The following is a 24831-nucleotide window of genomic DNA, read 5'->3' as shown; positions in this document are numbered from 1 at the left end:
CGCACTCCGTATGGAGTGCGTGGATTGAAATTTCCCGGTGCCGATAAAGGAACGGGCCGGAATATGTCGCACTCCGTATGGAGTGCGTGGATTGAAATATGTACGTATCTCTATGTACATCAAGCTCTCTAGGTCGCACTCCGTATGAAGTGCGTGGATTGAAATTTCCGGAAGAGTAACTGATTGAATGGCTGTACGCCGTCGCACTCCGTATGGAGTGCGTGGATTGAGATAGAGACATGTGGCAGCGAGGATGTTGTCTGATGCAGTCGCACTCCGTATGTAGTGCGTGGATTGAAATGGTCTCCCAAAATAGGAGGATATACAAGATATGGTCGCACTCTGTATGGAGTGGCGTGGATTGAAATGTACTCATTTCGGGATCACCAGCTTCTGTCCCGGCGTCGCACTCTGTATGGAGTACGCGGATTGAAATGAACGGGGATTGCGATACTGGATACGTGTGCACTCGTCGCACTCCGTATGGCGCGCATGGATTGAGTTACTCTTAATGATTTCAGGAAGTGGTTCGGGGAAGTGTCACACTTTATATGGAGTGCGTTGCTGGAATCAAAGTGCATGTATTGAAATTGGAGGAGACAATGGATGTACCTGAACTTGGTACTTATATTCAGCGCTGTTGGTGTAGAGTTTCATGTATATTTTTTAAAAGAATTAGTGGGTTCAAAAATTCTGGTACACAGTATAGATAGACCATCTATTATTTTCGAGGTGATAGATGTGAGCTTGTCTTTTTAGATTACTGGACGCCCGATTTTGGGGAACATTGAACCTTAATGGAATTAAGAGAGGATCTTTTATTCAAAAGTTATAAGAAATGATATTATATGTGCTAAATCAGAATAATATAAATTACCATTTTTCAAAAAGTAATTATTGGAACTCGTGTAGCATGAACATCAAATTATCTTATTGGAAAGGAGCATCGGTTGTGGTTTTAAATATCGTAGATCAAAGTGAAATGTAGGCAAGTTAACTTCTATAAAGTAAATCTGCACAAACAAAACTCCTTTTTTCAAATTCACTAAAAAGAAAAGTCTCTCGCATCGTATAGATTTGAGATATCCGCTTAAATTTACTCCTCTATAAATTCAACAACTTCTTCAATACGACATTGTAGGTCTTCGCAAATACGCGCAATCACACTTAGTGCAACAAACTCTCCATTAGACATTTTGGCTAGAGTAGAAGGTGAAATACCTAGTTGAGTACGCAGGTAAGTTTTATTCTTGTCCTTTTTAATTAGGGTTATCTCCATTGGTTTATAGCTAGGTTTTAATGCCATCATTAACCTCCAAGAAAAATTGTGTATATACGTGTATTTTATTGAATATGGACTATAAATACAAGAAGTCGTACTTTTTGTATAAATTAGTATTGAATAAAAAACCAACTTGTTATACTATATGTATAACAAATCGAACTTTTAGTTCATTATAAAGAAGTTATTTATTTTGTAATATGGAGGCGATATCTCAGAATGAAGGATTACTATGCATGAAAAATGATTTTTGATTTAAGTAGATATACTAGAAAATTGTGAGGCATTTGCTGAGGCTGTACGTAACAAACATCTAATTATACTAATCTAGTAAGTTGCAGAAATATGAGATTTTGATAACGATCTAATGAAAAGAGGTGTTCCTGAATATGTCAGATCGTATTGAATTAGCTTCTGTAGTGATAGGTCCTTTTGACGACGTTCAGGATTTTTATATTTACCAAGGATATGTGATGAATGAAAGTTATATCTTTTTCCTTGACGAAGGTTCACTATGGCTACGGCATGTGCACAAAGTTGCTCACGTAGATCACTTATATATTAATGGAGATACCGGAGGAATAATTCTTGCTGAGCACCCCCAAGGAAATGTAAAAGAACTGATAGAGTCAATCGTGGATAGATTGTGCGGAATGGATGCTTTGACATTTCTCACGGATGTCCTTTTGTGGACTCCAGAACGTGTTGATATGAACTTGAAGCTTGATCGATTTCAATAAGAAAATGATATTATATTATGATACGATGGTCATAGTAGCATTATAGAATGAGATCAAATACATTGAATATTGTCTTTGGTTCTTTAGATGTCGATATATGAAAATAAAATTTCTAAAGTAACAAAGATTAGACCTGTAAATAGCTCTATTTAATGGTACGAATGTTAAGCTCACATAAAATCTCTAGGAGATTCGCACCTAGAAAATTGTCGATTGAGTTATTACTGGATTATTTGTATTAAGATGAATTTATTGTCATTTACTAAATGACAGAATAACGTTAAAAACATCTTTTTTGAAACGACTATACGTTACTTTCTGCTGTCGCACTCTATATGAGTGCGTGGATTGAAATCTCTGTTATCCCCGGTGGGGTGAGCTATTCGCTAATGTCGCACTCTAAATGAGTGCGTGAATTGAAATACGACAAGCCTGCGAAGCGAGCTGCACAGCGTTGGGTCGCACTCTATACGAGTGCGTGGATTGAAATAATCCAAGCGCTTTTATGGGTTATGTGTTCAGTCGCACTCTGTGTAAGTACGTGGAATGAAATCTTTGTAGTAGCATTGTTACAGGTACGGGTGTCTGATCGCACTCCGTATGGAATGCAAATCGAATCCCTAAAAAAGTCTTACCTTTCTCATCTCATGCTAAGCATGGATAAGTGGGTAGGACTTTTCTATTTCAGAGAAATAAAAAATATTAAGTATAGAAAAAATACTGAAAACTGAAATGTGCTATTAAATGCAGCATATTTTAAGATCTTTTTGTTAAACAATAGATTTGACCTATGGTAGAAAAATCAATATAATGTTATTAATTGTAAAATAAGGAGGAAGGGTATGTCGAGGTATTATGATGGATACGGATTAGACTCGACTGTGACACTTCTCAGAATAGCTTATGGTCTTGACAACTGGAGAGAGGTCGTTAAGTTAGGTGAAACACTTTATGAAGAATCACTTCGTATATATAATTTACAAATGTTGACTAAGGAACAGGACATCGTTGAAATACATACGCAACGGGCAATAGTATATTACATTGGATACAGTCGTTTGATGCAAGGAATAGCGTATCAAAAACTACTAGAGTTTGATAAAGCTAGGGAATGCGTATTACAATATAGTGATTTTCAGTGGATTAAATTGACTAATCAAGAGACACTTAATGAAATTGAATTTTATAGCGATATAGCCAAGATCAATTTAATGGTTTTGGATTTACTTGAGGGTAATGCTACAAAGCTTGATGAATACGTAGCTTACATTCAAAAGTCAAAAGGTGAGATCATGTCTGGAATATTAACTCTCCTTGAAGCCAATCGTTTAAATAATTTACCTATTCAGGAGTTTGAGTATCTATTTGAAAAACATCGTTTGATTAGTGATACTACCATAATGACTGATATTGATGTTTCTTATTATCTAAAATTTAGTTTTGAGTTGGCGATGTACTATAGCCGAAATGGTAATGACTCCGATGCAATCGACATCTTACTGAATTGTTTGGCAATATCTCCTAAAATTAATCAGAATAAGATAAAATATGTAGCCTTTTTTGAAAAAATCAGAGAGCAGGCTACACATGCACAGATTAACACTTACAAATCTATCTTAGAGGGGATGTTATGATGAAGAAAAGAAATGCTCTAAATATGGTGTATTCAATTGTTTTGGCAACGTTAGCAGTACTCCCAATTGAGAGTATAATGCAGTTATTTAATCATGGCGTTGGTCATTAATTTTTAAATAATCTACTGAATACAGAAAATCTGTCCAAAGTATAAACTATACCCTAAAGAGTAGACACTTTAAAAATGTTTCTCTATGGGGTATTTTTGTTGTATGCCACGATTTAGGATTAACTCAGGAGTAAAAACATTTATGCGTTACTTTCTGCTGTCGCACTTTATACGAGTGCGTGGATTGAAATTTCCTTCCTAGGTAGGTTGATTGGTGCCCACTGTGGTCGCAATCTATACAAATGCAATAAAGTGGCAATCACAAGTCAAAAGACTTACCATCATCTACACTAATCTGTAGCATGAGGTGAGTTTTTTTATATTTGATTTGAATACTGTTTTGACTTAGCTGCAAAAGTATTACTGCCTTCATAACAAATTACATAATATTCTAAAAATACAGGGTTTATAGAAGGGAAATGTATTTTGGTGTCGAAATTTACAATGTGAGTCTTTTTGCCTATGGATCTGGGATTAATGTCATGAAATTCAGTGGAGGTGAAGTGGTGTGACCTATATTGCGCATATCTGTCAAAAGGATGGAAGAATACAAACCGTTCAGGATCACTTAGTAGAGGTTAAGCAAGGAGCGGAGCAGGCTGGAGAGAAGATCGGTGTTAAATATTTGGCAGGCATTGCTGGCCTTCTGCATGATATGGGCAAAAATACAGATCTTTTTCGAAACTACATTCAGGAAGCTGTCGCAAACCCGGATGCCCCTCCTCGCAAAGGTTCAGTTGATCATTCGACTGCTGGTGGCAAGCTGTTGCACAGCCTTTACCATGGAAGTGGCACAACGCTTGAGTCAAAGTACACAACGGAGTGGATTGCTAATTGTATTATCTCACATCATCAGGGTCTAAGAGACTACATATCACCTGATAAAACTTCACCTTATATGGAGCGAGTCATTTCAAGGCAGATAGATCAATATGAGCAAGCAAAAGAAGAATTTTTCAAACACAATCTCCCAGGTCAACTCGACCATATGTTTAAGCAAGCAACCCAAGAGCTTCAAGGATACATACAGATCATCAAAGAGCATAAACTTCCGCCGATTGCAGGAGCACTGCTTATCAAATATATGTTTAGCTGTCTGATCGACGCAGATCGTACGAATACAAGGCGATTTGAAGAAAATGAAACTTTAGCAGAAGAAATAGATTACAAGTCTTTTTTTCTACAAAGCTATGAATTACTATCTCAACATTTAAGCAAGCTTGAGCACAGCAGTATAGTAGACACACCCATTAATCGATTGCGACGTGAAATGTCCCGGCAATGCGAACAATTTGCGTATCGTCCATCAGGAGTGTACACCCTTTCCATACCAACAGGCGGGGGGAAAACGCTTGCCAGTATGCGCTATGCGCTAAGACATGCCATTGAACATAATAAACAACGGATTATATATATCGTTCCGTACACCACCATCATTGAACAAAATGCGGCTGAGATCCGCAATATCTTGAAGAACGATGACATGATTTTGGAACATCATTCCAACGTGGTGGATGACAAGGATGACGAACGCCATGAGGGCGACGAAGGGGAAACCCTGGATTTGCGCAAAAAGAATCTCAAGCTTGCCCGTGATCATTGGGATCGGCCGATTATTTTTACGACCATGGTTCAGTTTTTGAACACCTTTTATGCCAAAGGAACCCGAAATGTCCGCAGATTACACCAGCTTTCCAATGCAGTCATTGTATTTGATGAAGTGCAGTCGGTTCCCGTTCATTGTATCTCCCTCTTTAATGCTGCACTGAATTTCCTGCATGTGATTGGGCGATCCAGCCTGTTGCTCTGTACGGCTACTCAGCCTGCATTGGATTTTGTGAAGCACAAGCTACATTTCTCCAAGCAGCCGGAGATTATTCAGAATTTAGATGAGGTCGGACGAAGCTTCAAACGAGTTGATTTACAGGACCTTACGCGGGAATCACCTTCGGGCTGGGGTGCAGAGGAAGTATCTTCTTTTGTCCAGGAACAGATGAGGGAAGTGGACAGTGTGCTGGTCATTTTGAACACGAAAACAGCGGTCCGTAAACTGTTTGAACAGTTAAATGAGGTGGAATGGCTGAGAGAGAGTGGCGTACAGGTGGTTCATCTGAGCACCAATATGTGTGCAGCACATCGCAAAGAGGTTTTATCCGGGGAATATGGCGTTATTCCGAGATTGGCAAAGGGTGAACGAATCATCTGTGTGAGTACACAGCTTATTGAGGCGGGTGTGAATATCAGCTTTGATTGCGTGGTTCGTTCCTTGGCTGGTTTGGACTCGATTGCTCAAGCGGCTGGACGATGTAACCGGCATGGGAAAGATAAGGTTCGTAATGTGTACATCATTCGCTCATCGGATGAGGTATTAACGAATCTGCCTGAGATTCAAATTGGTGCCGAGAAAACGGAACGTGTGCTACAGGAATTCGAGGATGACCCGGGTTCGCTCGGCGATGACTTGTTATCTTCAAAGGCAATGTCCCGTTATTTCGAATATTATTTTAACGATATTGGAGACAAAATGCATTACCCCATTCCTAAGCTTGAACAGAACTTGTTTGATCTGATGGACCGTAATCGTTATTACGTGGATGCCTATAAGAAGAAGCATGATTGTAGGCCAGAGGTTGTGAATCATTATGCGATCGCTACGGCAGAGAAGTATTTCGAAGCCATATCCACGAACGCCACGCTCGTAATTGTTCCTTATGGTGAAGAAGGAAAAGAATTGATTCTGGACTTGAATGGAGCAATTGAACCTGGTGAAATGAGTCAGTTATTACGCAAGGCTCAGCAGTATACGGTGAATATCTACGACCATGAACTCCGTGCATTGGAGAAAAATGGAGATGTGAGACCTCTTTTACATGGGCATGTTCTTGCATTGAGAGAACCAGCATATTCCGATGATTTCGGCGTGGAATCTAAGGGTGAAGGTGCTTGGGAACCTATGATGATCTGATCATTTGATTCATTACATCTGGGAGATTCATGATACATGTTTCTCCCTCCTATACCCCATAGAAAGGAGCTGAAATGTTGAGAAATCAAATCGTATTTGAGGTTTCGGGAAAATATGCGCTATTCACCGATCCACTGACCAAGTTGGGCGGAGAAAAATTCTCTTATCAGATTCCTACATACCAAGCCCTCAAAGGGATTGTTGAATCTATTTACTGGAAGCCAACGCTGACCTGGATTGTAGATGAAGTCCGTATTATGAATCCAATTCAGACCGAATCAAAGGGTATGCGTCCGATTGAATATAGCGGGGGCAACACACTGGCCTATTACACCTATCTAAGAGATGTGCGTTATCAGGTGAAGGCTCATTTTATATTTAATCCGCATCGTGAAGATTTGATACATGACCAGAACGAACATAAACATCACAATATCGCCAAACGAGCAGTTCAGGTTGGGGGACGAAGAGATATCTTTCTGGGGACCCGTGAATGTCAGGGGTACGTTGAACCGTGCCAGTTTGGTGAAGATGACAGTTTCTATGATCGTATAGGTGAGCTTGATTTTGGCACGATGTTGCATGGAATCAGTTACCCGGATGAAACAGGAAGCAATGAGCGAGAGGTTCGTCTGTGGAAAGCGAAAATGCAGCATGGTGTCATTCAATTTATCCGTCCGGATGAATGCACATTGGTGCGCAAAGTGGGAGAAGGTACAGCTAAAATATTCGATGCAGGGAATATGCAATCTGTAGATGATCTTCATTCAGAATGGTTTGGAAATGAGGTGAGTGAATGAGTTGGCTTGCCAATTTAAGCAGAACGTATGATGATCACGCTAAGGTTGTCGGACAATTTGAAATGAAGAAAAACGGCAAGGAATACGCTCTGATTCCAATCTCGCACACAACACAGACCGCCCATATTGAAGTTCATCTGAATGGAAAAGGAGATATCGTAAATGCCAAAGTGGTAGAAAAGAATGATGGCAGTACGATTATTCCTTGCACCGAAGCTTCCGCAAGCCGAACGAGTGCACCCGTACCGTATCCGCTTTTTGACAAGTTATCCTATGTTGCAGGAGATTACACTCAGTTCTGCGGAGAGGTCAAGGGAACACCATATCAGGATTATTTAAACCAACTGAAGGCTTGGTGCGAATCTCCCTTTAGTCACCCTAGAGTACAGAGTGTACTTCACTATGTCAGCAAAGGTACACTCATCGCTGATTTAGTGAACAGAGGCATACTTCATGTGGATAGCCAAGGTAAGCTGCTGGAGAAGTGGATCGCAGGGCCTGGCGACCAGGAAGGGAAAAAGCCTGACATCTTCAATGTCATCGCAGCAGATCAGAGTGGGGCATTTGTTCGATTTGCTGTAGATATTCCAGGAGAACCCGAATCCAGATTATGGCGGGATGCTTCGGTACAGCAGTCTTTTATCCATTTTTACGAGATGAGTTTGCAGGACAAGGATATCTGTTTCGTGACAGGTGATTACCTACCAGTTGCTGATAAACATGCTTCTCGCATACGTCACTCAGGGGATAAGTCCAAGTTGATCTCAGCTAACGACTCTAGTGGATTTACGTATCGGGGGCGTTTTCGTACCAGTCGTGACGCAGCTGTAGTAAGCTACGAAGCTTCACAGAAAGGGCATAACGCTCTGAAGTGGCTCATTGATCGACAAGGAACCACCATTGATGGCAAAGTGTTTCTGGTGTGGGGAAGCACAAGTCTGGATATGCCAGAACCTCAAGAAGATGCATTTAGCTTGTGGGATGAGGATGATGAGGAAGCATTTGCTGGCAGGGACACAACTCATAAGGAGTTTGCTTTGCAAATCAGGAAGGCGATTGGCGGTTACCGATACGATGGGGAGTATAACTCTAAACATGAAGTGACTTTGATGACACTGGATGCGGCCACACCAGGGCGAATGTCGATTATGTATTATCGGAGTTTAGATCAGAACGAGTATTTGGATCGAATATTAGCTTGGCATGAGAGCTGTTATTGGTTACATCGTTATCGGAAAAATAAAAATGACAAACCCGTCTCGTTTGTTGGGGCGCCTGCGACCAAAGACATTGCATTTGCAGCCTATGGTCCACGAGCCAGTGACAAGGTAGTTAAGGGATTAATGGAGCGAATGCTCCCATGTATCATAGATGAGCGACCCATTCCGCTGGATATCGTTCGCAGTTCTATCCAACGTGCATCCAACCCGGTAGGCATGGAAAATTGGGAGTGGGAGAAAACACTGAGCATTACTTGCGCACTTGTTAATAAGAAGGAGGGGTATGGAGTGAGTCTGAATACAGAAACAACGGATCGTAGCTACGTATTTGGCAGAATGCTTGCCATTGCAGATGTATTAGAGAGAAGTGCTCTGGGTAAAGAGGAAAAACGAGCGACAAATGCCATTCGATATATGAACGCCTTTGCACAACGACCAGGCAGAACTTGGAGCATTATTCAATCTAATCTCCAACCTTATCAAGCGCGGATGGGGACGGGTGCCAGATATTATAATTCGTTGCTGGATGAAGTTGGAGATAAACTACAGTTGGAAGATTTTACAGACAAGCCACTTACGGGATTATACTTACTAGGCTTCTACAGTCAGCGTAACGATTTATATACAAGTAGGAAAGATAAAGAAGCCGCAGCTACACTTGATAAAGACGATGAAAACCAATTGAACGAACAAGGGGATAACTAAATGAGTACACTTGATCACAAAATCGATTTTGCTGTTGTACTGTCTGTTCGTAATGCCAACCCGAATGGTGATCCATTGAATGGAAACCGTCCTCGTCAGAACTACGATGGCTTAGGAGAAATCTCGGATGTATGTATAAAGCGTAAAATTCGTAACCGCCTTCAGGATATGGGAGAGTCCATTCTGGTGCAATCCGATGAAAAACGGAATGATGCTCACCGTTCCATTAAAGATCGTGTCGATGCCAATGAGAATGTACAAGAGCATGCCAAAGGTAAAAAGGCAAATAAGGATATGTATGCAGAAGCCGCTTGTCAGTCCTGGATTGACGTACGCAGCTTTGGACAGGTATTTGCTTTTAGCGGCACAGATGTATCTGTGGGGATTCGGGGTCCGGTATCGATTCATACAGCGGTTAGTTTGGATCGGATTGACATCTCAAGCATGCAGATTACGAAGAGTGTTAACTCTGTCACAACAGCTAAAGATCCAGACAAAAAAGGTTCAGACACGATGGGCATGAAACACCGCGTAGATTTTGGAGTTTATGTTTTTTATGGAAGTATCAACACGCAACTGGCAGAGAAGACCGGATTTACATATGAAGACGCGGAGAAAATTCGTGAATCACTGAGAACCTTATTCGAGAATGATACGTCCTCGGCCCGTCCTGATGGTAGCATGGAGGTTCACCAGTTATATTGGTGGGAACATAGCTCCAAAATGGGGCAGTATTCATCTGCGAAAGTACATCGTTCTCTGCAAATTGAATTGAAGCCAGGCGTAGCAGAAGCAAAGTCCTACGATGATTATAATTATACAGTGGTGCCGCTGGAAGGCTTGGCAGTCCAAGAATATGAAGGACTATAACGAAGAGGATTATCTGCTGCTTTCGGGGATTCAGCATTTTAACTTTTGCAGAAGGCAGTGGGCATTAATTCATATCGAACAGCAGTGGGAAGACAATGTGCGTACCATTGAAGGAGATCATTTGCATCGAAAGGCAGATCAGCCAGCGCTTCGTGAAAAACGAGGCGATAAACTAGTGGTTCGTGCACTTCCGGTACAATCGAGAGAACTTGGGATCACAGGCATCTGTGATGTGGTTGAATTCATTCGTGATCCATCTGGAGTTCCACTTGCGGGAGAGGAAGGGTTATACCTTCCTTATCCTGTTGAATACAAACGCGGCAAGCCCAAACGAAATGATTCGGATCACTCCCAATTGGTAGCACAAGTCATATGTCTCGAAGAAATGCTCGTATGTGATATTCCCAAGGCCTATTTTTATTATGATGAGATCAAACATAGGGTTGAAGTCATAATTACTGCGGCAGATCGGGAACGAGTGAAGGCAAGTATTCAAGAGATGAGACATTATTTTGAACGGAACCATACACCCAAAGCCAAAGCAGGACCACACTGCCTAAGTTGTTCTTTGAACAATATATGTGTGCCTGATATCTTGAACAAACGCTCCGTTTCAAGTTACATCGAAAGCAGGTTGAATGAATGAAAAAGCTGCTGAACACCTTATTTGTAACATTACCCGATACATACCTTGGACTGGATGGGGAAAACATTGTGGTGAAGCAGGAGGAAGAAATTCTTGCTCGCTATCCGCTACATAATTTGGAGGCCGTTTGTACCTTTGGCTATGCTGGAGTAAGTCCAGCACTGATGGGGGCTTGTGCGTCACGCAATGTTAGTTTGACATTTATGACACGAACGGGGCGATTCCTCGCACGGGTGATTGGTGAGGATCGAGGAAATGTGGTTCTTCGCAAAGAACAGTATCGTATCTCGGACGATGAGGTGCGTAGTGCGCGGGTTGCTCGTAATATGATTACAGGCAAGTTGTACAACAACAAGTGGATTCTGGAACGAGCCACACGGGATTATGCACTACGTATCGACACGGAACGAATCAAGAAAGTTACGGAGTCGCTAGGCGAAACGATGAAGCTGTTGCGCGAGGTGGAGCAATTGGATATATTGCGCGGATTGGAAGGATCGGCTGCCGTGCAATATAACTCTGTGTTCGATGATCTGATTCTACAGCAAAAGGAATCGTTTTATTTTTATGGACGTAGCCGACGTCCTCCGCTGGATAAAGTGAATGCACTATTATCATTTGCTTATACCTTACTCGCTAATGATATGAAGTCTGCACTTGAATCTGTCGGACTTGATGCATACGTTGGTTTTTTGCATCGGGATCGTCCTGGCAGAGCTTCACTTGCACTGGATATGATGGAGGAACTTCGAGGAGTGTACGCAGACCGATTTGTACTTTCTCTCATTAATAAGAAGGTAGTTAACGATAAAGGTTTTTATGTGAAAGAAAATCTCGCAGTGATTATGGATGATGAGACACGAAAGAAAGTGCTAAAAGCGTGGCAAGATCGTAAACAGGAAAAGATTATGCATCCGTATTTGAATGAAAAAATACCTTGGGGGCTTGTACCATACACTCAAGCGTTACTACTGGCAAGATATATACGTGGGGATCTGGATGAGTATCCTCCGTTTCTGTGGAAGTAGGTGTGATGATTGCTTATTTTGATTACGTATGATGTGAGCACGATAGATAGTGAAGGCCGAAGAAGACTATCTAAAGTGGCAAAAAAGTGTGTGGATCACGGTCAGCGAGTGCAGAACTCGGTGTTTGAATGTATACTGGATGCTGCCCAGTTTAGACGATTAAGATTCGAACTGGAAGAGTTGATTGATAAGGATACAGATAGTCTCCGATTCTATAACTTAGGTGATAATTACAAAAGTAAAGTTCAACATGTGGGTGCCAAAGATTCCTATGATATGGGTGATCCGTTAATACTTTAGCAGGTGCGAATGCCAAGCTCACATGATTTCCCTGGGGGATTCGCACCTCGGAATTTGTCGAAAAGGTCTTTATTGTGACCTTTTGGCAATGATTTATGATCGGAAATTTGTGATAACCGTTTTAAAGAAGTAGAACTATCGAAAATACGTTAATAGTTATTCTTCAAGCATAGTTATTACGTCACTTTTCGCTGTCGCACTCTGTATGGAGTGCGTGGATTGAAATAGGAATATTTTCTGACACTTCTTCAGATTTTCTGCGTCGCACTCTGTATGGAGTGCGTGGATTGAAATATGAATACAAGCCAATGCGTCTTACTCCGGCGATGTCGCACTCTGTATGGAGTGCGTGGATTGAAATGATACTGAATCCCGTTTAGGATTCAGCACAGTGGTCGCACTCTGTATGGAGTGCGTGGATTGAAATTAGTCTATTCGCAGTTGACTAGAACTAGTCTTTACGTCGCACTCTGTATGGAGTGCGTGGATTGAAATTCTTTGTTGCTAAAAACCTTACTAAGAAATTCTGTAAAGTCGCACTCTGTATGGAGTGCGTGGATTGAAATATAGTCTGCTCGTTCTCGTTGTAATTGTGTCTCGGGTCGCACTCTGTATGGAGTGCGTGGATTGAAATCTGATTGTAATACGGCTCTGACCATATCTCCATGTTGTCGCACTCTGTATGGAGTGCGTGGATTGAAATTTAACCAAGTGTTTCAATACGCCATGAGTTTTACGTCGCACTCTGTATGGAGTGCGTGGATTGAAATATATAATACCAACCACCCAACTGAATTTGTCATCCCGTCGCACTCTGTATGGAGTGCGTGGATTGAAATAAAAATGGGTGATGGAGCTAAAAAGTTGGAAAACAGTCGCACTCTGTATGGAGTGCGTGGATTGAAATGTTGTATTCGTGATGTGGGGATGGGTGCAACACGTCGCACTCTGTATGGAGTGCGTGGATTGAAATAGAATTCACTATTGAGTAATCCGCCATGGGAACAGTCGCACTCTGTATGGAGTGCGTGGATTGAAATCCGTCATTGCCGAAGACGGCACGGAGTACCGCGTGTCGCACTCTGTATGGAGTGCGTGGATTGAAATTTCATGCCCGGTACGTTCTCTACGATGTACATTTCGTCGCACTCTGTATAGAGTGCGTGGATTGAAATGATAACAAGCGGATGCTCATGGGTAAGTTGGACGTTGCACTCTGTATGGAGTGTGTGGATTGAAATAACAGACCGGCAATCGTATTGGGTGATGGAGATAAGTCGCACTCTGTATGGAGTGCGTGAATTGAAATTGGGGAAGAGATAGAGCACGGCTTCGTTATCTAACTGTGCTCCTAATACCACTAATGAATTCACACGATGAGGTATACCCAAAAGCGAAGAATAAGACAGGGATTTTTTTTATGTGTACCCCTCACTTTTTAACTCGGCTTTGGTGAAGAGAACAAGAGGATTATATATGCACCAAAAAATGAAGCTTCATTAAAAAAACACCAGGGCTTCGAGTTAAATCACTCATAAGCCCTGGTGTTTTACGGTATCCTATTAATTCTATTCTGCGCGTACTTTAAAGAATGAGATCAGTTCTTGCAGTTGCTCGGATACAACCGAGAGCTCATCGGAGGCACTCACAATGGCTGCCATGGAGGCTTCCTGCTCATCAATTGACTGCTCAATTTGTTTACTGCTGCTTGCTGCCTTGCTGACATTGGCAGACAGTTCATCGGCCGTAGCAGACATTTCTTGTGTGCTTGCCGAGATCTCTTCAGTAGAACTGGAGATATCCTGAATCTGGTTTGCAACTTTATTCGTAGCAGTCAGAATATTCTCGAAGAATACACCAGTCTCTTGGGTAACTTCCAAGCCTTTGGTAACTTCCTTGGAACCCAACTGCATCGCTTCGGAAGACTGCATGATATCCCGTTGAATTTCTTCAATTAACTGTCGAATTTGCTTCGCTGATTCCTGAGATTGCTCTGCAAGGTTACGTACCTCACCTGCAACCACCGCAAAACCTCTTCCTTCTTCACCTGCGCGGGCTGCCTCGATTGAAGCGTTAAGTGCAAGCAAGTTAGTTTGTCCGGCAATCTCCGTAATCACGTTAACAATGTTGCTGATCTCGTTCGAGTTATTCTCCAAAGACTGAATCGAGTTTGACGTATTTTGCACCGCACCGGAGATCAGGCGCATCTGTTCAATAACTTGTTGCATCACCACATTACCCGTGCTGGAGCGTTGCTCCATGCTGAGTGCTTCATCTGCCACATCGGCTGAACTGCTGGCGATCGTCTGCACTACCGTTGACATCTCTGTCATGGCACGTGCATTCTCCACAGTGGCTTTGTCTTGTGACACCAGTCCAGTGGATATTTCCCGAATATTGGTGCTGATGGATTGAATGTTCACATTATTTTTCTCGGAAATGCCCAGTAGTTGTTTGGAAGATTCCGAGAGGTGATGTGAAGCATTCTGTACTTTATAGATGGTTGTATTGAAGCGATGGATCATCGCATTAAACTTCTCGTTGATGATACCCAGATCATCTCGCCCGGTATCGATGGTTACGTCCAGATTACCCGTGCTGACTTCTTCGATACCTTTCATCAGATTGCGGATCGGAAGCAACGTTCTTTTCAGCAAAATGAATTGCAACACCATGAACAGGATCAGGAAACCGATCAGGAACATCAAACCGTACGTAAGCAGTTTGTTCAGGCCTTTTGGAACGGCACTTGCATCTACATCGAAGTAAAGAGCAGCGTACATGGAGCCATCTGCGTTATTAATCGGATAGATCAGAGTAGTCCAGGTTCCGTACTCATCTGTGTAGAAATCACTGAAGGCAGGTTTTCCGTCCTTTTTCATCTGTTCCAGCACTACGACGTTATTCTGAGGCAGCGGGTACATGGCACCTGCGGGCAGATTACCTTCCTCGAATGGTTCTAACAGATTCGTTGGGATCGCGATGATGGACGTTCCGTTTCCTTGCTCAAGTTCTGAACCGAAAATGTACGCTTGCGCGATGTTTGGATAGAATTCATGGATGGAATCGAGATAAGCTTTCATTTCCTTTTGTACAGGACCGGAGTAGCTTTTTTCCTTGGCCGCTTCTGCCACTTTGGCAGTGTCGAGATCATCATACCATTTCTGGGTGATGACGGTAGCTTGGTCGTGCAACTGTTCAACCAAGATGTTTTTTTGCAATTGATACGCGGCAGTAATCAGGATTACACCGATCAACATGATGCTACCGAATGAAATCACCAAATTTTTGATGAAGAAAGGCATGGTACTCCAGCGAAGCTTATTAAACAAGATGGTTCACTCCTTCTACGATTGTGAAAATGTACTATACCTGGATGGGGAGGCTATACGCTATGTAATCTAACGAATGTCTAGTGAATCGATATCGTGCAACTTCTATAATTCTGGATTCTGCTGTTGTTACATGACATTCTCTCATTGGTTCAGGGTACTTCCTACGTTGCTTCAATTTCTACTTCGCTTATAGGACCCCCAGGTAAGCTACTTCCTAAAGTATATCGTTATAAAGTCATATTAATATTAGCTTTATGAACAAAAATAGTTCTAAGGTACCGGTTCCGTGGACGTGTTTTTCGTTTTGTTTCTTTATTATTACGTTTATTAATGCAAGGTTCTAGTGAAATAGATGAAATTAATTACTATATATTCAAAAAATAAGATGTTCTAAGAGGTCCCCATTCGTAAGCGGGCTTTTTGGGCTTACTTGTCATGACCTAAAGAAAACACAAGTGAATGAAAAGACAGTCCATTGTTGCCCTTCCGCAGGAACGCTAAGATGAAGTTGTTAAAGCGTTTACATCACGTAATGAAGGGAGCTTAAATCGGATGCCAGAAATTACGATCAGGCTGTATGAAGGCAGGACGGATGAGCAAAAGCAGGAGATCGTGGAGGTGTTCACACGCGAGCTCTCACGTATTATCGACCGGGAGCCGGATTACATCTCCATCGAGTTCAATGAAATCCCTTGGGACGAGAACGTTCCTGATAACTTGAGAAGCATGCCATCACAGAAGCAAGGAGGGAAGAAGACGTGAAGCCGGCGGACATCTTGCCGCCAAGCCGGGGAGCAGCCACACTTAACTCGTCTGGTCTGGGCGCTCGGCTTGGAGAGACGGGACGTTATCTGTGGCGATACCGAATACTTTATCTTCTCTCGGTACCGGGTATTCTGTATTTTTTCCTCTTCAAATATGTACCTTTATTCGGTTCGGTCATTGCTTTTCAGAACTACAACATTTTCAAAGGCATCACCGGAAGTGATTGGGTAGGTCTGGAGCATTTCCAGAAGATGTTCAGCCATTATGATTTTTTAAGAATCCTTAATAACACACTTCTGCTTGGATTATATGATCTGGTGATTGCATTCCCGGTACCGATCTTACTGGCGATTCTGCTGAATGAAGTACGGATGATTGTGTTTAAGCGTTTGCTGCAAACGATTGTATACATGCCTCACTTTCTGTCCTGGGTCGTCATTAGCGGTATCTTCATGGGTATTTTCTCGATGGATGCCGGGGTGGTCAACAAGGCACTTGGATTTCTGGGCATGCAACCGATCTACTTCCTTGGAGAAGACTCGTACATTCGTTCCATTCTGATCGGTTCCGGGATCTGGCGCGACTCCGGGTACGGCACGATTATTTTCCTGGCTGCCATTGCGGGCATCAATCCCGATCTGTATGAGGCGGCTGAGGTAGATGGAGCCGGACGTTTGAAGCAAATATGGTCTATTACTCTGCCATGCTTGCTGCCAACGATTATGATTTTGTTGCTACTGCACATCGGGAAGTTCCTTGATCTGGGCTTTGAGCGTGTGTTTGTATTCCTGAATCCGCTCAATCTGGAGTCTGGCGAGATTCTCGATACGTACATCTACAAAGCCGGGCTTCTCTCACAGCAATACAGCTATACAACAGCCATCGGGTTGTTCAAGTCGGTCGTGGGCTTGATGCTTATTCTACTCGGCAACTTCTTTAGCAAAAAAACAACCGGCGAAAGCCTGTATTAGGAGGCGAGATGGATGCGTACCCCCAGTGTCCGTTACCGTATATTTCGCATTGGAAATCTCGTTTTTCTTACGCTGCTCTCGTTAACGATGATTCTGCCTTTCATTAATGTACTGGCCCAGTCACTTAGCAGCTCGGAAGCGATCATGGGCGGAAAGGTTAGCTTCTGGCCTGTAGCTTTTACCTTGATCAATTACGAATATGTATTCGGCGATGCTGCCTTCTGGCGGGCCTTTGCGGTATCGGTTGGGGTAACGTTAGTGGGTACGCTGGTCAATCTCGCCGCAACGGCATCACTCGCGTATCCCGTGTCCCGTCCAGAGTACAAGGGTCGCTCTCTTGTTGTCATGTTTGTCCTGATAACCGTTGTATTCTCGGCACCGCTCATTCCGAACTTTATCCTGATGAAGGAGCTGCATCTGGTCAACAATCCACTGGTGCTGATTGTGCCTGGAGCGATTAACGCCTTTAACTTTTTCGTCATGCGCTCGTTCTTCTCACAGCTGCCGGGTGAACTGATCGACGCCGCCCGCATCGATGGCTGTGGGGAGTTTGGCATCATCTGGCGTATCGTTATTCCATTGTCCAAACCGGCGATGGCATCACTCGGCATTTTCTATGCGGTGGGCCACTGGAATGCGTATTCCACCGCGCTTTATTATCTGAACGATCCGGCCTGGTGGCCGATCCAGGTAACACTGAAGAAGTTGTTTGAGAGTGACGATATTTCCGTCGATCCGGGTTCTGCCGTCTATAGCACCCTTGCACATACATCGCCGGAAGGCATCAAAATGGCGACCATCATCATCGCCACCTTGCCAATCATTATCATTTACCCTTTCCTGCAAAAGCATTTTGTAAAAGGAATCATGGTCGGCTCCGTCAAATCTTAACTACAAGCAGCATACAGATCTGACGGAAACGGGGGAATGGCGATGTTCAGAATCTTGATTACGGACGATGAACCGATGATTCGGATGGGTCTGGCGAAGATGATTGAGCAAGCAGGACTGTTCGATTGTGAGATCCGGCAGGCGGCGCATGGGGAAGAGGCCCTTCAGGTGGTGAAGGACTTTCGGCCACACATCCTGTTTACAGATATTCGCATGCCAACGATGGATGGCATTGAGTTGTGCCGACGTTTATCCGAGCAAGGAAGTACGATGCGCATTATTGTGGTCTCCGGTTATTCAGACTTTGAATATGCAAGAGCCTGTATGGATTATGGGGTAAAGCGATATCTGCTCAAGCCAGTGGGACGACAGGAGCTTCATGAACTGCTGCTCAAATTGCTGGCCTCAGAAGAGGATAAACCTACGGTATCCCTTGTGCCCGTGAGGGAGTTAAATGATTGGGCGATGCGTCTGGAAGAGGCTATATGGGAGTTAAGGCAATCCGATGTGACGGAGCTGCTCGCAGCATGGTCGAATCGTTATCCGGCATATGCCCTGATGCCTGAGCAGACAGCGGAGCTTTTTCAAGAGTTGCTGGAATTGATTGTGGCCCGAATGAATGCACGGGGAAACGGAACGATGAGTACGTCTAGTGCGATAGTTGTAAGCGCTTCCTCAAAGGAGTGCTTCGAGGCTCTGGGCAACGAAATCCAGACGTTGATGAATAGGATCAAGGAAAAGCGCAGCGGCAAGCGCAAGCATCCGGTGGAAGAAGCAAAGGCTTACTTGGAGAAGCATTTGCGCCGCGAAGTGTCACTGGACGAGATTGCTTCCAAGCTGGGACTGAACCCGTCCTACTTCAGCCAACTGTTCAAGCAGACGACAGGTCAGACCTTTATCCAATACCGTATACGCAGCAAAATGGAACTGGCCAAACGCATGCTGGAACAGCCGGGCAACCGGATTACGGATATATCCTACGAAGTGGGGTATGCGGATCATCCCCATTTTACCAAGACATTCAAGAAAATTACCGGACTGACCCCGTCCGAATACCGCAGCAAGTTGGGCATTGAATGATGAAGCGCAGCCTGTCGATCCGCCTGTTCTTTCATTTTGCCATCGTCATTACGTTGTCCCTGTCCGCTATTGGCTTGTTTACCTATACCTATGCCTCGACTGAGATGAACGATCAGCTGGCGGACAACATCGCCCAAACGATGCGTAATACGGCGTACCAGACCGATCTGTATTTGCAAAATTATGATCGTGCAACCTACTCCATCCTCTCAAATGGAAGTGTGAAGCACTTTCTCGATATGAGTTCGGAGGATAGTTATGCCTATTACGAGTATAGCCGTCAGATTAAAAGGAACGTGTTCCCGCCTGTTTTTATGTTATATCCACAGATCAAGTTCCTGTATGTTATCGGGGAGAACGGGCGGGTTGTCATCGATGACAACCAAAATTCAGCGGGCATACCCGATATCGATGCTGCACAGCAGTATAAGCAGTTGCTCGCTGCAACCCCTGCGAATGGCAAATCGACTTTGCTCACCCGCAGTATTCGCAGTGGACAGAACGCAAACGTCATTACGATTGCGCGCCGGATCAGGGGGGTATCCTCCTATACACCAAACGGAGTGCTGGCGATGGAAGTGAATGTGCTGGAGCTTGACAACATCTGGGGAGAACTCGATCTCGGTCAAGGGGGATATCAGTATGTGATGGATCAGAATGGAAATGTTATTTACACTCCTGGGGACGAGGAGGCGCAGACCGTGATGTCGTCCAGCACCGTGGACAGACTTATGCATATGGAGGCAGGGTCACTGGAACAGAACACGGATGGCACCAAACGTCTGTTTATATCGGAGCTATCTGCCTATTCAGGCTGGCGCTTTGTTGCTTCCGTGCCGCTGTCGGAGCTTCAAAGGCCGATTGCAACGATACGCTCAGCTACATTATGGGTTGGTGCAGGGACCTTGCTCGCTGCGCTTGTGGTGGCCTACCGGATCGGAGCATCTCAAGTAGAACCCATTCGTGTGCTGATGAACGGAATGAGACAGACGGAGAAGGGAATCTGGAACAAGGTGGAGATGAAGGAAAGGCGCGATGAGATCGGAGTGCTGATTCGCAGCTATAATCTGATGGTCAGCCGTTTGTCGGACATGATCGAGAGTGTATACGAGTCGGAGCTGCGCCGCCAGAAGTCGGAAATTGAGCTACAACAGGAGGCGTTGGAACGACACCGTGCGGAATTTCAGGCGCTCCAGTTGCAGATCAATCCGCATTTTCTCTACAACACCCTGGAGACGATCAAATGTTATGCCGTTGTACAGGATTCCGAAGAAATTACGCAGATGGTTGAATCGATGGCTCATATGCTCCGTTATTCCATTCAGACCAATCTGGAGGAAATTACGGTTGCCAATGAGCTGAAGCATGTGCTGGCCTACCTTTCCATCATGAAACATCGCATGGATCGGGAGCTTGAAGTTGAGGTCATCATTGCACCGGATCTGTTGTTGGAAAAAATGGTTCGTCTCACACTCCAGCCCCTGGTGGAAAATGTGCTGCAACATGCGTTTCCACGGGGCATGGAACCGGGTCATTTTATCCGCATCGATGCTCGGCGTCTGGAAGATCGATTTCTTGTCATTGTCCAGGATAATGGCATGGGCATGAGCAATTCACGTCTGGAGAAGCTGTGTCGCCGTCTGGAACTGAACCGTCTGGCAGGTGAAGACACCGATGATGTTTATCATCGTGGTGGCATCGGACTTATGAATGTACATCGCCGGATTCAGCTCGTATTTGGAGAGACGTACGGCTTGATGATGGAGAGTGAGGAAGGCTTGGGAACGACCATTACGATGGCGCTTCCGGCGGACCAGCACAGCAAGCGAATTTAATTGAAACCAATAACAAGGAGGAAGATAGAACATGAATATCAATTTACAGAACAAAATCGCATTGGTAACAGGTTCCAGTGGAGGGATTGGTGCTGCTATCGCTGGAGCGTTGGCTCGTTGCGGGGCGAAGGTCGCTGTGAATGGTCTGCATAATATGGAGCGGGCGGAGGAAGTTGTGACCGCCATCCGGGATGCTGGTGGTGAAGCGGCGGCATTTCAGGCAGATGTGACGGATACGGATGCCATCAGAGCGATGGTTGAAGAGATTACACTCCGTTTTGGCGGTCCAATTGACCTTTTGGTTAACAACGCGGGACATCTGGTGGAGCGGAGCCCCATTGAAACGATGAGTGAGGAGCTGTACAGCCGGATTATGGATGTCAATCTGAAGAGCGCCGTCTTTGTCTCCAAAGCGGTCATTCCTGGCATGAAGGCGGCTGGTGGCGGCCGAATTATTAATCTGACCTCCGTAGCGGCCCATAATGGGGGCGGGCCGGGTGCAGCGATTTACGCAGCATCCAAGGCGGCTGTCATGGCGTTAACCAAAGGGCTTGCCAAAGAGCTTGCCCCTGGCGGGATTACGGTGAATGCGCTCTCCCCGGGCTTCATCGGACAGACGGCATTCCATGCTACGTTCACCTCGGCAGAAGGTCGGTCTTCTGCGGTAAGTAGCATCCCGCTTGGACGGGAAGGGACTCCCGATGATGTCGCAGGAGCGGCATTGTACCTGTGTTCCGACCTGGGTTCTTTTATTACCGGAGAGACGCTTGAAATCAATGGCGGCATGTATATGCGTTGATGTTACAACATTGTGATGATAAGGAGGGGACAAAACGATGGAAGTGAAGCGAAAGCTTGCAGAAAGATCGTTGTACCAACCCATCAGCGGGCCGTTCCATGTGGACTATGCCCCTGACGAGCATACCGTTCTGGCAGAGAATCCGCCAAGGTTTACCTGGATGGCAGCACAGCAGGAGGATGAGAATGCCTATCTGCTGCAAGTGTCGGCGAGCCCTTCTTTTCAGGAAGAAGAGACGATGACCTTTGCGCCGCTCCCGTATAACTTTTTCACGCCAGACCAGGTGTTTAGACCTGGGGATTATTATTGGCGATATGCGCTGCTTGTAGATCATCCAGTGCAGCAAGGTAGCGAATCCGAAGCGCATGTCTCACAGGGGAAGCAAGGTAGCGAATCCGAAACGCATGTCTCACAGGGGAAGCAAGGGAGTGAAGCCGAAGGGCATACCTCGCAAGGGAAGCAAGGGAAAGTGTCGGCTTGGAGTGAGGTGCGGCGGTTCACTGTGCCAGTGGGATTACCCGAGACACCGCTACCTTCCCGGGCGCAGCGATACGATTTCACAGACATGTCTCACCCCCGGCTGTGGCTTGGTGAGCGTGGGCTGAATGCACTTGCGGATGCCATTGCGTCAGATGCTACATACTGCGGCTGGGATGCATTTATGGCAAATTCCGTGGAGCCATGGGCAAACCGTGAACCCATTCGTGAACCGCAGCCTTACCCGGAGAACAAACGTGTCGCCCCGCTCTGGAGGCAAATGTACATTGACTGTCAGGAAGTGTTATATGCGATTCGTCATCTGAGTATCGCTGGACGGGTGCTTCGAGACGAACGGCTGCTTGAAGCGGCGAAAACCTGGTTGTTGCATGTGGCAGCTTGGGATACGGAGGGAACGACCTCCCGCGATTATAATGACGAGGCGGCTTTTCGGGTTGCCGCTGCGCTCGCTTGGGGTTATGACTGGCTGCATGATGAGTTGAACAGTGAAGAGCAGGAAGTGGTCAGGCGCAGTTTGCTGCGGCGGACAGAACAGGTAGCCCAGCATGTGATGGTCCGCTCGAAGATTCATCATGTGCCCTATGACAGCCATGCGGTGCGTTCATTGTCCTCCGTGCTTGTGCCCTGCTGTATGGCCTTGTTGCATGAGGAGCAGCAGGCTGCAGAGTGGCTGGATTATGCGATCGATTATTATGCCTGTCTGTACTCTCCTTGGGGAGGCAGTGATGGAGGCTGGGCCGAAGGCCCGATGTATTGGACAACAGGCATGGCCTATGTGACCGAAGCGATGAATTTGCTGCGAAACTATGCGGGCATCGACTTTTTCCGTCGACCATTCTTCCAGCGTACCGGAGATTTTCCTTTCTACGTGTACCCGCCCGATGCTCGGCGCGCCAGCTTTGGGGACCAGTCTACGCTGGGTGACCCGGTAAACTTGAAAACAGGTTATCTTGTCCGCCAACTGGCGGGGGTTACAGGCAACCGTTGGTACCAGTGGTACTTTGAGCGTGTACGTCAATCCGATCCGGGGACAGAGGGTGCTTTTTATAACTACGGTTGGTGGGACTTTAACTTTGACGAATTAGTATACCGCCACGATTATCCGCAGGTGGAGGAAGAGTCGCCTGTGGACATCGAGCCGCTGAAGTGGTTCCGTGATGTGGGATGGGTAGCCATGCATCACCGGATGGACGATCCGGATGAGCATATGATGCTTCTGCTCAAGTCGAGCCGTTACGGCTCGATCAGCCACAGTCATGCGGATCAGAATAGCTTCACTTTGCATGCATTCGGTGAGCCGCTCGCGGCGGATACGGGCTATTATATCGCGCACGGCAGCTCCTTCCACCGGGAATGGCGCAGGCAGACACGCTCCAAAAACAATCTGCTGATTGGCGGAGCAGGTCAGTATGCCGAGAACAATAAGGTGCTGAATATGGCCGCAACCGGGCAGATCGAAGAGGCCTATTGGCGGGACGGCGATGGTTATGTGCGCGCGGTAGCGACCGATGCCTATGCCAGCACCGTACCCCATGTGAAGCGTGTTGTACGAGAGATTCATTTTCTGCAATCATCCTATTTCGTCATTGTGGACCATATTGATCTGGAGAAACCGGACAGCGTTCAATGGCTGTTCCATGCACTGCACCCGCTACAGCTGAAAGGGCAGAGCTTCCGCCTGAACGGTACTAAGGCGGGGCTTGAGGGCACGTTTGTATATGCTTCCTCCGGTGAGCTGGCGCTTAGCCAGACGGATCAATTCGCAGAGGTGGACCCGGCAGAGTACGAAGGGCTGGACAGACATTATCATCTGAGCGCGGAAACGCGGCCTGCCACAAGTCATACAATTGTAACGCTGCTTGTACCCTATAAGATCGAGGAGCCGAAGTATGTACCCTATTTCATCGATGACCAGGATCACGGTATCCATCTCTATTTTACCGACAACGGTGTAACGAAGAAGATCGAGGTATCCAAGACGTACTAGATAAGATGAACTGAATATTTACACAAGAACGAAGAGTGCAGAACCCATCTGAAGAAGCGAAGCGTTCGCTAAAAGCTTTCTGTAAGAAAGCTACATCGGAAGCATATGCTTATCCCCGGATTTTTCCCTCTGAAAAGGGAATCAAAAAAATCTGGGGATAACAGCGATCGGAAGAGGGTACTGCAATCGCAGTGGCTGAGTGTAAAGTTTGTACGTTCAGTTTATATAGTGCTCTATATGACTGGATGCTGTGGAACGCTGAGTATGACCTAAAGAAAACGCAATCTCATCTAAAACATCCCCATTGTTGCAGGCGGTGGGGATGTTTTATCATCTTCATGAAAGCGCTTCACATATAAGTGATACCTAA

At 45.2% G+C, this 24831-nt stretch carries 18 protein-coding genes and 1 CRISPR repeat array; of the genes, 16 read left to right on the top strand and 2 right to left on the bottom strand.

Annotation, left to right across the window (positions count from 1 at the left end):
• Nucleotides 1–1096 precede the first annotated feature (1096 nt).
• Nucleotides 1097–1306: a helix-turn-helix domain-containing protein gene (locus D829_RS0118230; protein ID WP_017690359.1), complete on the bottom strand. Its 210-nt coding sequence runs from the start codon at nucleotides 1304–1306 to the stop codon at nucleotides 1097–1099.
• Between the two features lie 365 nt (nucleotides 1307–1671).
• Here D829_RS0118230 and D829_RS0118225 point away from each other — a divergent pair, with 365 nt between their 5' ends.
• The 9 genes from D829_RS0118225 (at nucleotide 1672) to cas2 (ending at nucleotide 12300) form a co-directional block, all read left to right on the top strand.
• Nucleotides 1672–2022 (top strand): hypothetical protein, encoded by a 351-nt coding sequence (locus D829_RS0118225; protein ID WP_017690358.1) that lies wholly within the window; start codon nucleotides 1672–1674, stop codon nucleotides 2020–2022.
• A gap of 842 nt (nucleotides 2023–2864) precedes the next feature.
• A complete protein-coding gene (locus tag D829_RS31430) occupies nucleotides 2865–3656 on the top strand; it encodes a hypothetical protein (RefSeq protein WP_017690356.1) in 792 nt (263 codons plus the stop codon).
• A 618-nt stretch (nucleotides 3657–4274) separates the two neighbouring features.
• Nucleotides 4275–6731 carry a CRISPR-associated helicase/endonuclease Cas3 gene (locus D829_RS0118200; protein ID WP_017690353.1) on the top strand — a complete coding sequence of 819 codons (2457 nt, stop codon included), beginning with the start codon at nucleotides 4275–4277 and terminating at the stop codon, nucleotides 6729–6731.
• Nucleotides 6732–6808: 77 nt separating this feature from the next.
• Entirely contained in the window at nucleotides 6809–7531 is a 723-nt protein-coding gene (gene cas5c / locus D829_RS0118195) for a type I-C CRISPR-associated protein Cas5c (RefSeq protein ID WP_026081268.1), read from the top strand.
• Complete coding sequence (gene cas8c / locus D829_RS0118190) at nucleotides 7528–9456, top strand: type I-C CRISPR-associated protein Cas8c/Csd1 (RefSeq protein ID WP_017690351.1); 1929 nt, start codon at nucleotides 7528–7530, stop codon at nucleotides 9454–9456. The genes cas5c and cas8c overlap by 4 nt, the downstream gene beginning before the upstream one ends.
• Complete coding sequence (gene cas7c / locus D829_RS0118185) at nucleotides 9457–10326, top strand: type I-C CRISPR-associated protein Cas7/Csd2 (protein WP_017690350.1); 870 nt, start codon at nucleotides 9457–9459, stop codon at nucleotides 10324–10326.
• Nucleotides 10313–10972: a CRISPR-associated protein Cas4 gene (gene cas4 / locus D829_RS0118180; protein WP_017690349.1), complete on the top strand. Its 660-nt coding sequence runs from the start codon at nucleotides 10313–10315 to the stop codon at nucleotides 10970–10972. Before cas7c ends, cas4 begins: the two co-directional genes overlap by 14 nt.
• The gene (gene cas1c, locus D829_RS0118175; protein ID WP_017690348.1) at nucleotides 10969–12000 is read left to right on the top strand and encodes a type I-C CRISPR-associated endonuclease Cas1c; all 1032 of its coding nucleotides are present in this window, start codon (nucleotides 10969–10971) and stop codon (nucleotides 11998–12000) included. Before cas4 ends, cas1c begins: the two co-directional genes overlap by 4 nt.
• 9 nt (nucleotides 12001–12009) lie before the next feature.
• Nucleotides 12010–12300, top strand: coding sequence for a CRISPR-associated endonuclease Cas2 (gene cas2, locus D829_RS0118170; protein ID WP_026081267.1), 291 nt, complete (start codon nucleotides 12010–12012; stop codon nucleotides 12298–12300).
• Nucleotides 12301–12493: 193 nt separating this feature from the next.
• Nucleotides 12494–13609: direct repeats of the CRISPR family, unit length 33 nt; unit sequence GTCGCACTCTGTATGGAGTGCGTGGATTGAAAT.
• Nucleotides 13610–13868: 259 nt separating this feature from the next.
• On the opposite strand, the gene D829_RS0118165 is transcribed toward cas2, so the two are convergent.
• The gene (locus D829_RS0118165; RefSeq protein WP_026081266.1) at nucleotides 13869–15605 is read right to left on the bottom strand and encodes a HAMP domain-containing methyl-accepting chemotaxis protein; all 1737 of its coding nucleotides are present in this window, start codon (nucleotides 15603–15605) and stop codon (nucleotides 13869–13871) included.
• Between the two features lie 582 nt (nucleotides 15606–16187).
• Between D829_RS0118165 and D829_RS0118160 the strand changes: the two genes are divergently transcribed.
• The 7 genes from D829_RS0118160 to D829_RS0118130 are packed head-to-tail and all read left to right on the top strand — an operon-like array spanning nucleotide 16188 to nucleotide 24461.
• Nucleotides 16188–16397: a tautomerase family protein gene (locus D829_RS0118160; RefSeq protein WP_017690345.1), complete on the top strand. Its 210-nt coding sequence runs from the start codon at nucleotides 16188–16190 to the stop codon at nucleotides 16395–16397.
• 56 nt (nucleotides 16398–16453) lie between these two features.
• Nucleotides 16454–17371 (top strand): ABC transporter permease subunit, encoded by a 918-nt coding sequence (locus D829_RS0118155; RefSeq protein WP_026081265.1) that lies wholly within the window; start codon nucleotides 16454–16456, stop codon nucleotides 17369–17371.
• Nucleotides 17372–17383: 12 nt separating this feature from the next.
• Entirely contained in the window at nucleotides 17384–18262 is an 879-nt protein-coding gene (locus tag D829_RS0118150; protein WP_017690343.1) for a carbohydrate ABC transporter permease, read from the top strand.
• Nucleotides 18263–18304: 42 nt separating this feature from the next.
• Nucleotides 18305–19342, top strand: a complete 1038-nt coding sequence (locus D829_RS0118145; RefSeq protein ID WP_017690342.1) for a response regulator — start codon at nucleotides 18305–18307, stop codon at nucleotides 19340–19342.
• The gene (locus D829_RS0118140) at nucleotides 19339–21177 is read left to right on the top strand and encodes a sensor histidine kinase (RefSeq protein WP_017690341.1); all 1839 of its coding nucleotides are present in this window, start codon (nucleotides 19339–19341) and stop codon (nucleotides 21175–21177) included. The genes D829_RS0118145 and D829_RS0118140 overlap by 4 nt, the downstream gene beginning before the upstream one ends.
• Nucleotides 21178–21208: 31 nt before the next feature.
• On the top strand, nucleotides 21209–21976 hold the full coding sequence (locus D829_RS0118135; protein WP_017690340.1) for a glucose 1-dehydrogenase: 768 nt from the start codon (nucleotides 21209–21211) through the stop codon (nucleotides 21974–21976).
• Nucleotides 21977–22013: 37 nt separating this feature from the next.
• Nucleotides 22014–24461 carry a DUF4962 domain-containing protein gene (locus D829_RS0118130; RefSeq protein WP_017690339.1) on the top strand — a complete coding sequence of 816 codons (2448 nt, stop codon included), beginning with the start codon at nucleotides 22014–22016 and terminating at the stop codon, nucleotides 24459–24461.
• Nucleotides 24462–24831 lie beyond the last annotated feature (370 nt).

The organism is Paenibacillus sp. PAMC 26794 (assembly GCF_000316035.1).
In the GTDB taxonomy this organism is placed as follows: Bacteria; Bacillota; Bacilli; order Paenibacillales; family Paenibacillaceae; genus Paenibacillus.
This window is presented reverse-complemented; position numbering and strand designations above follow the sequence as displayed.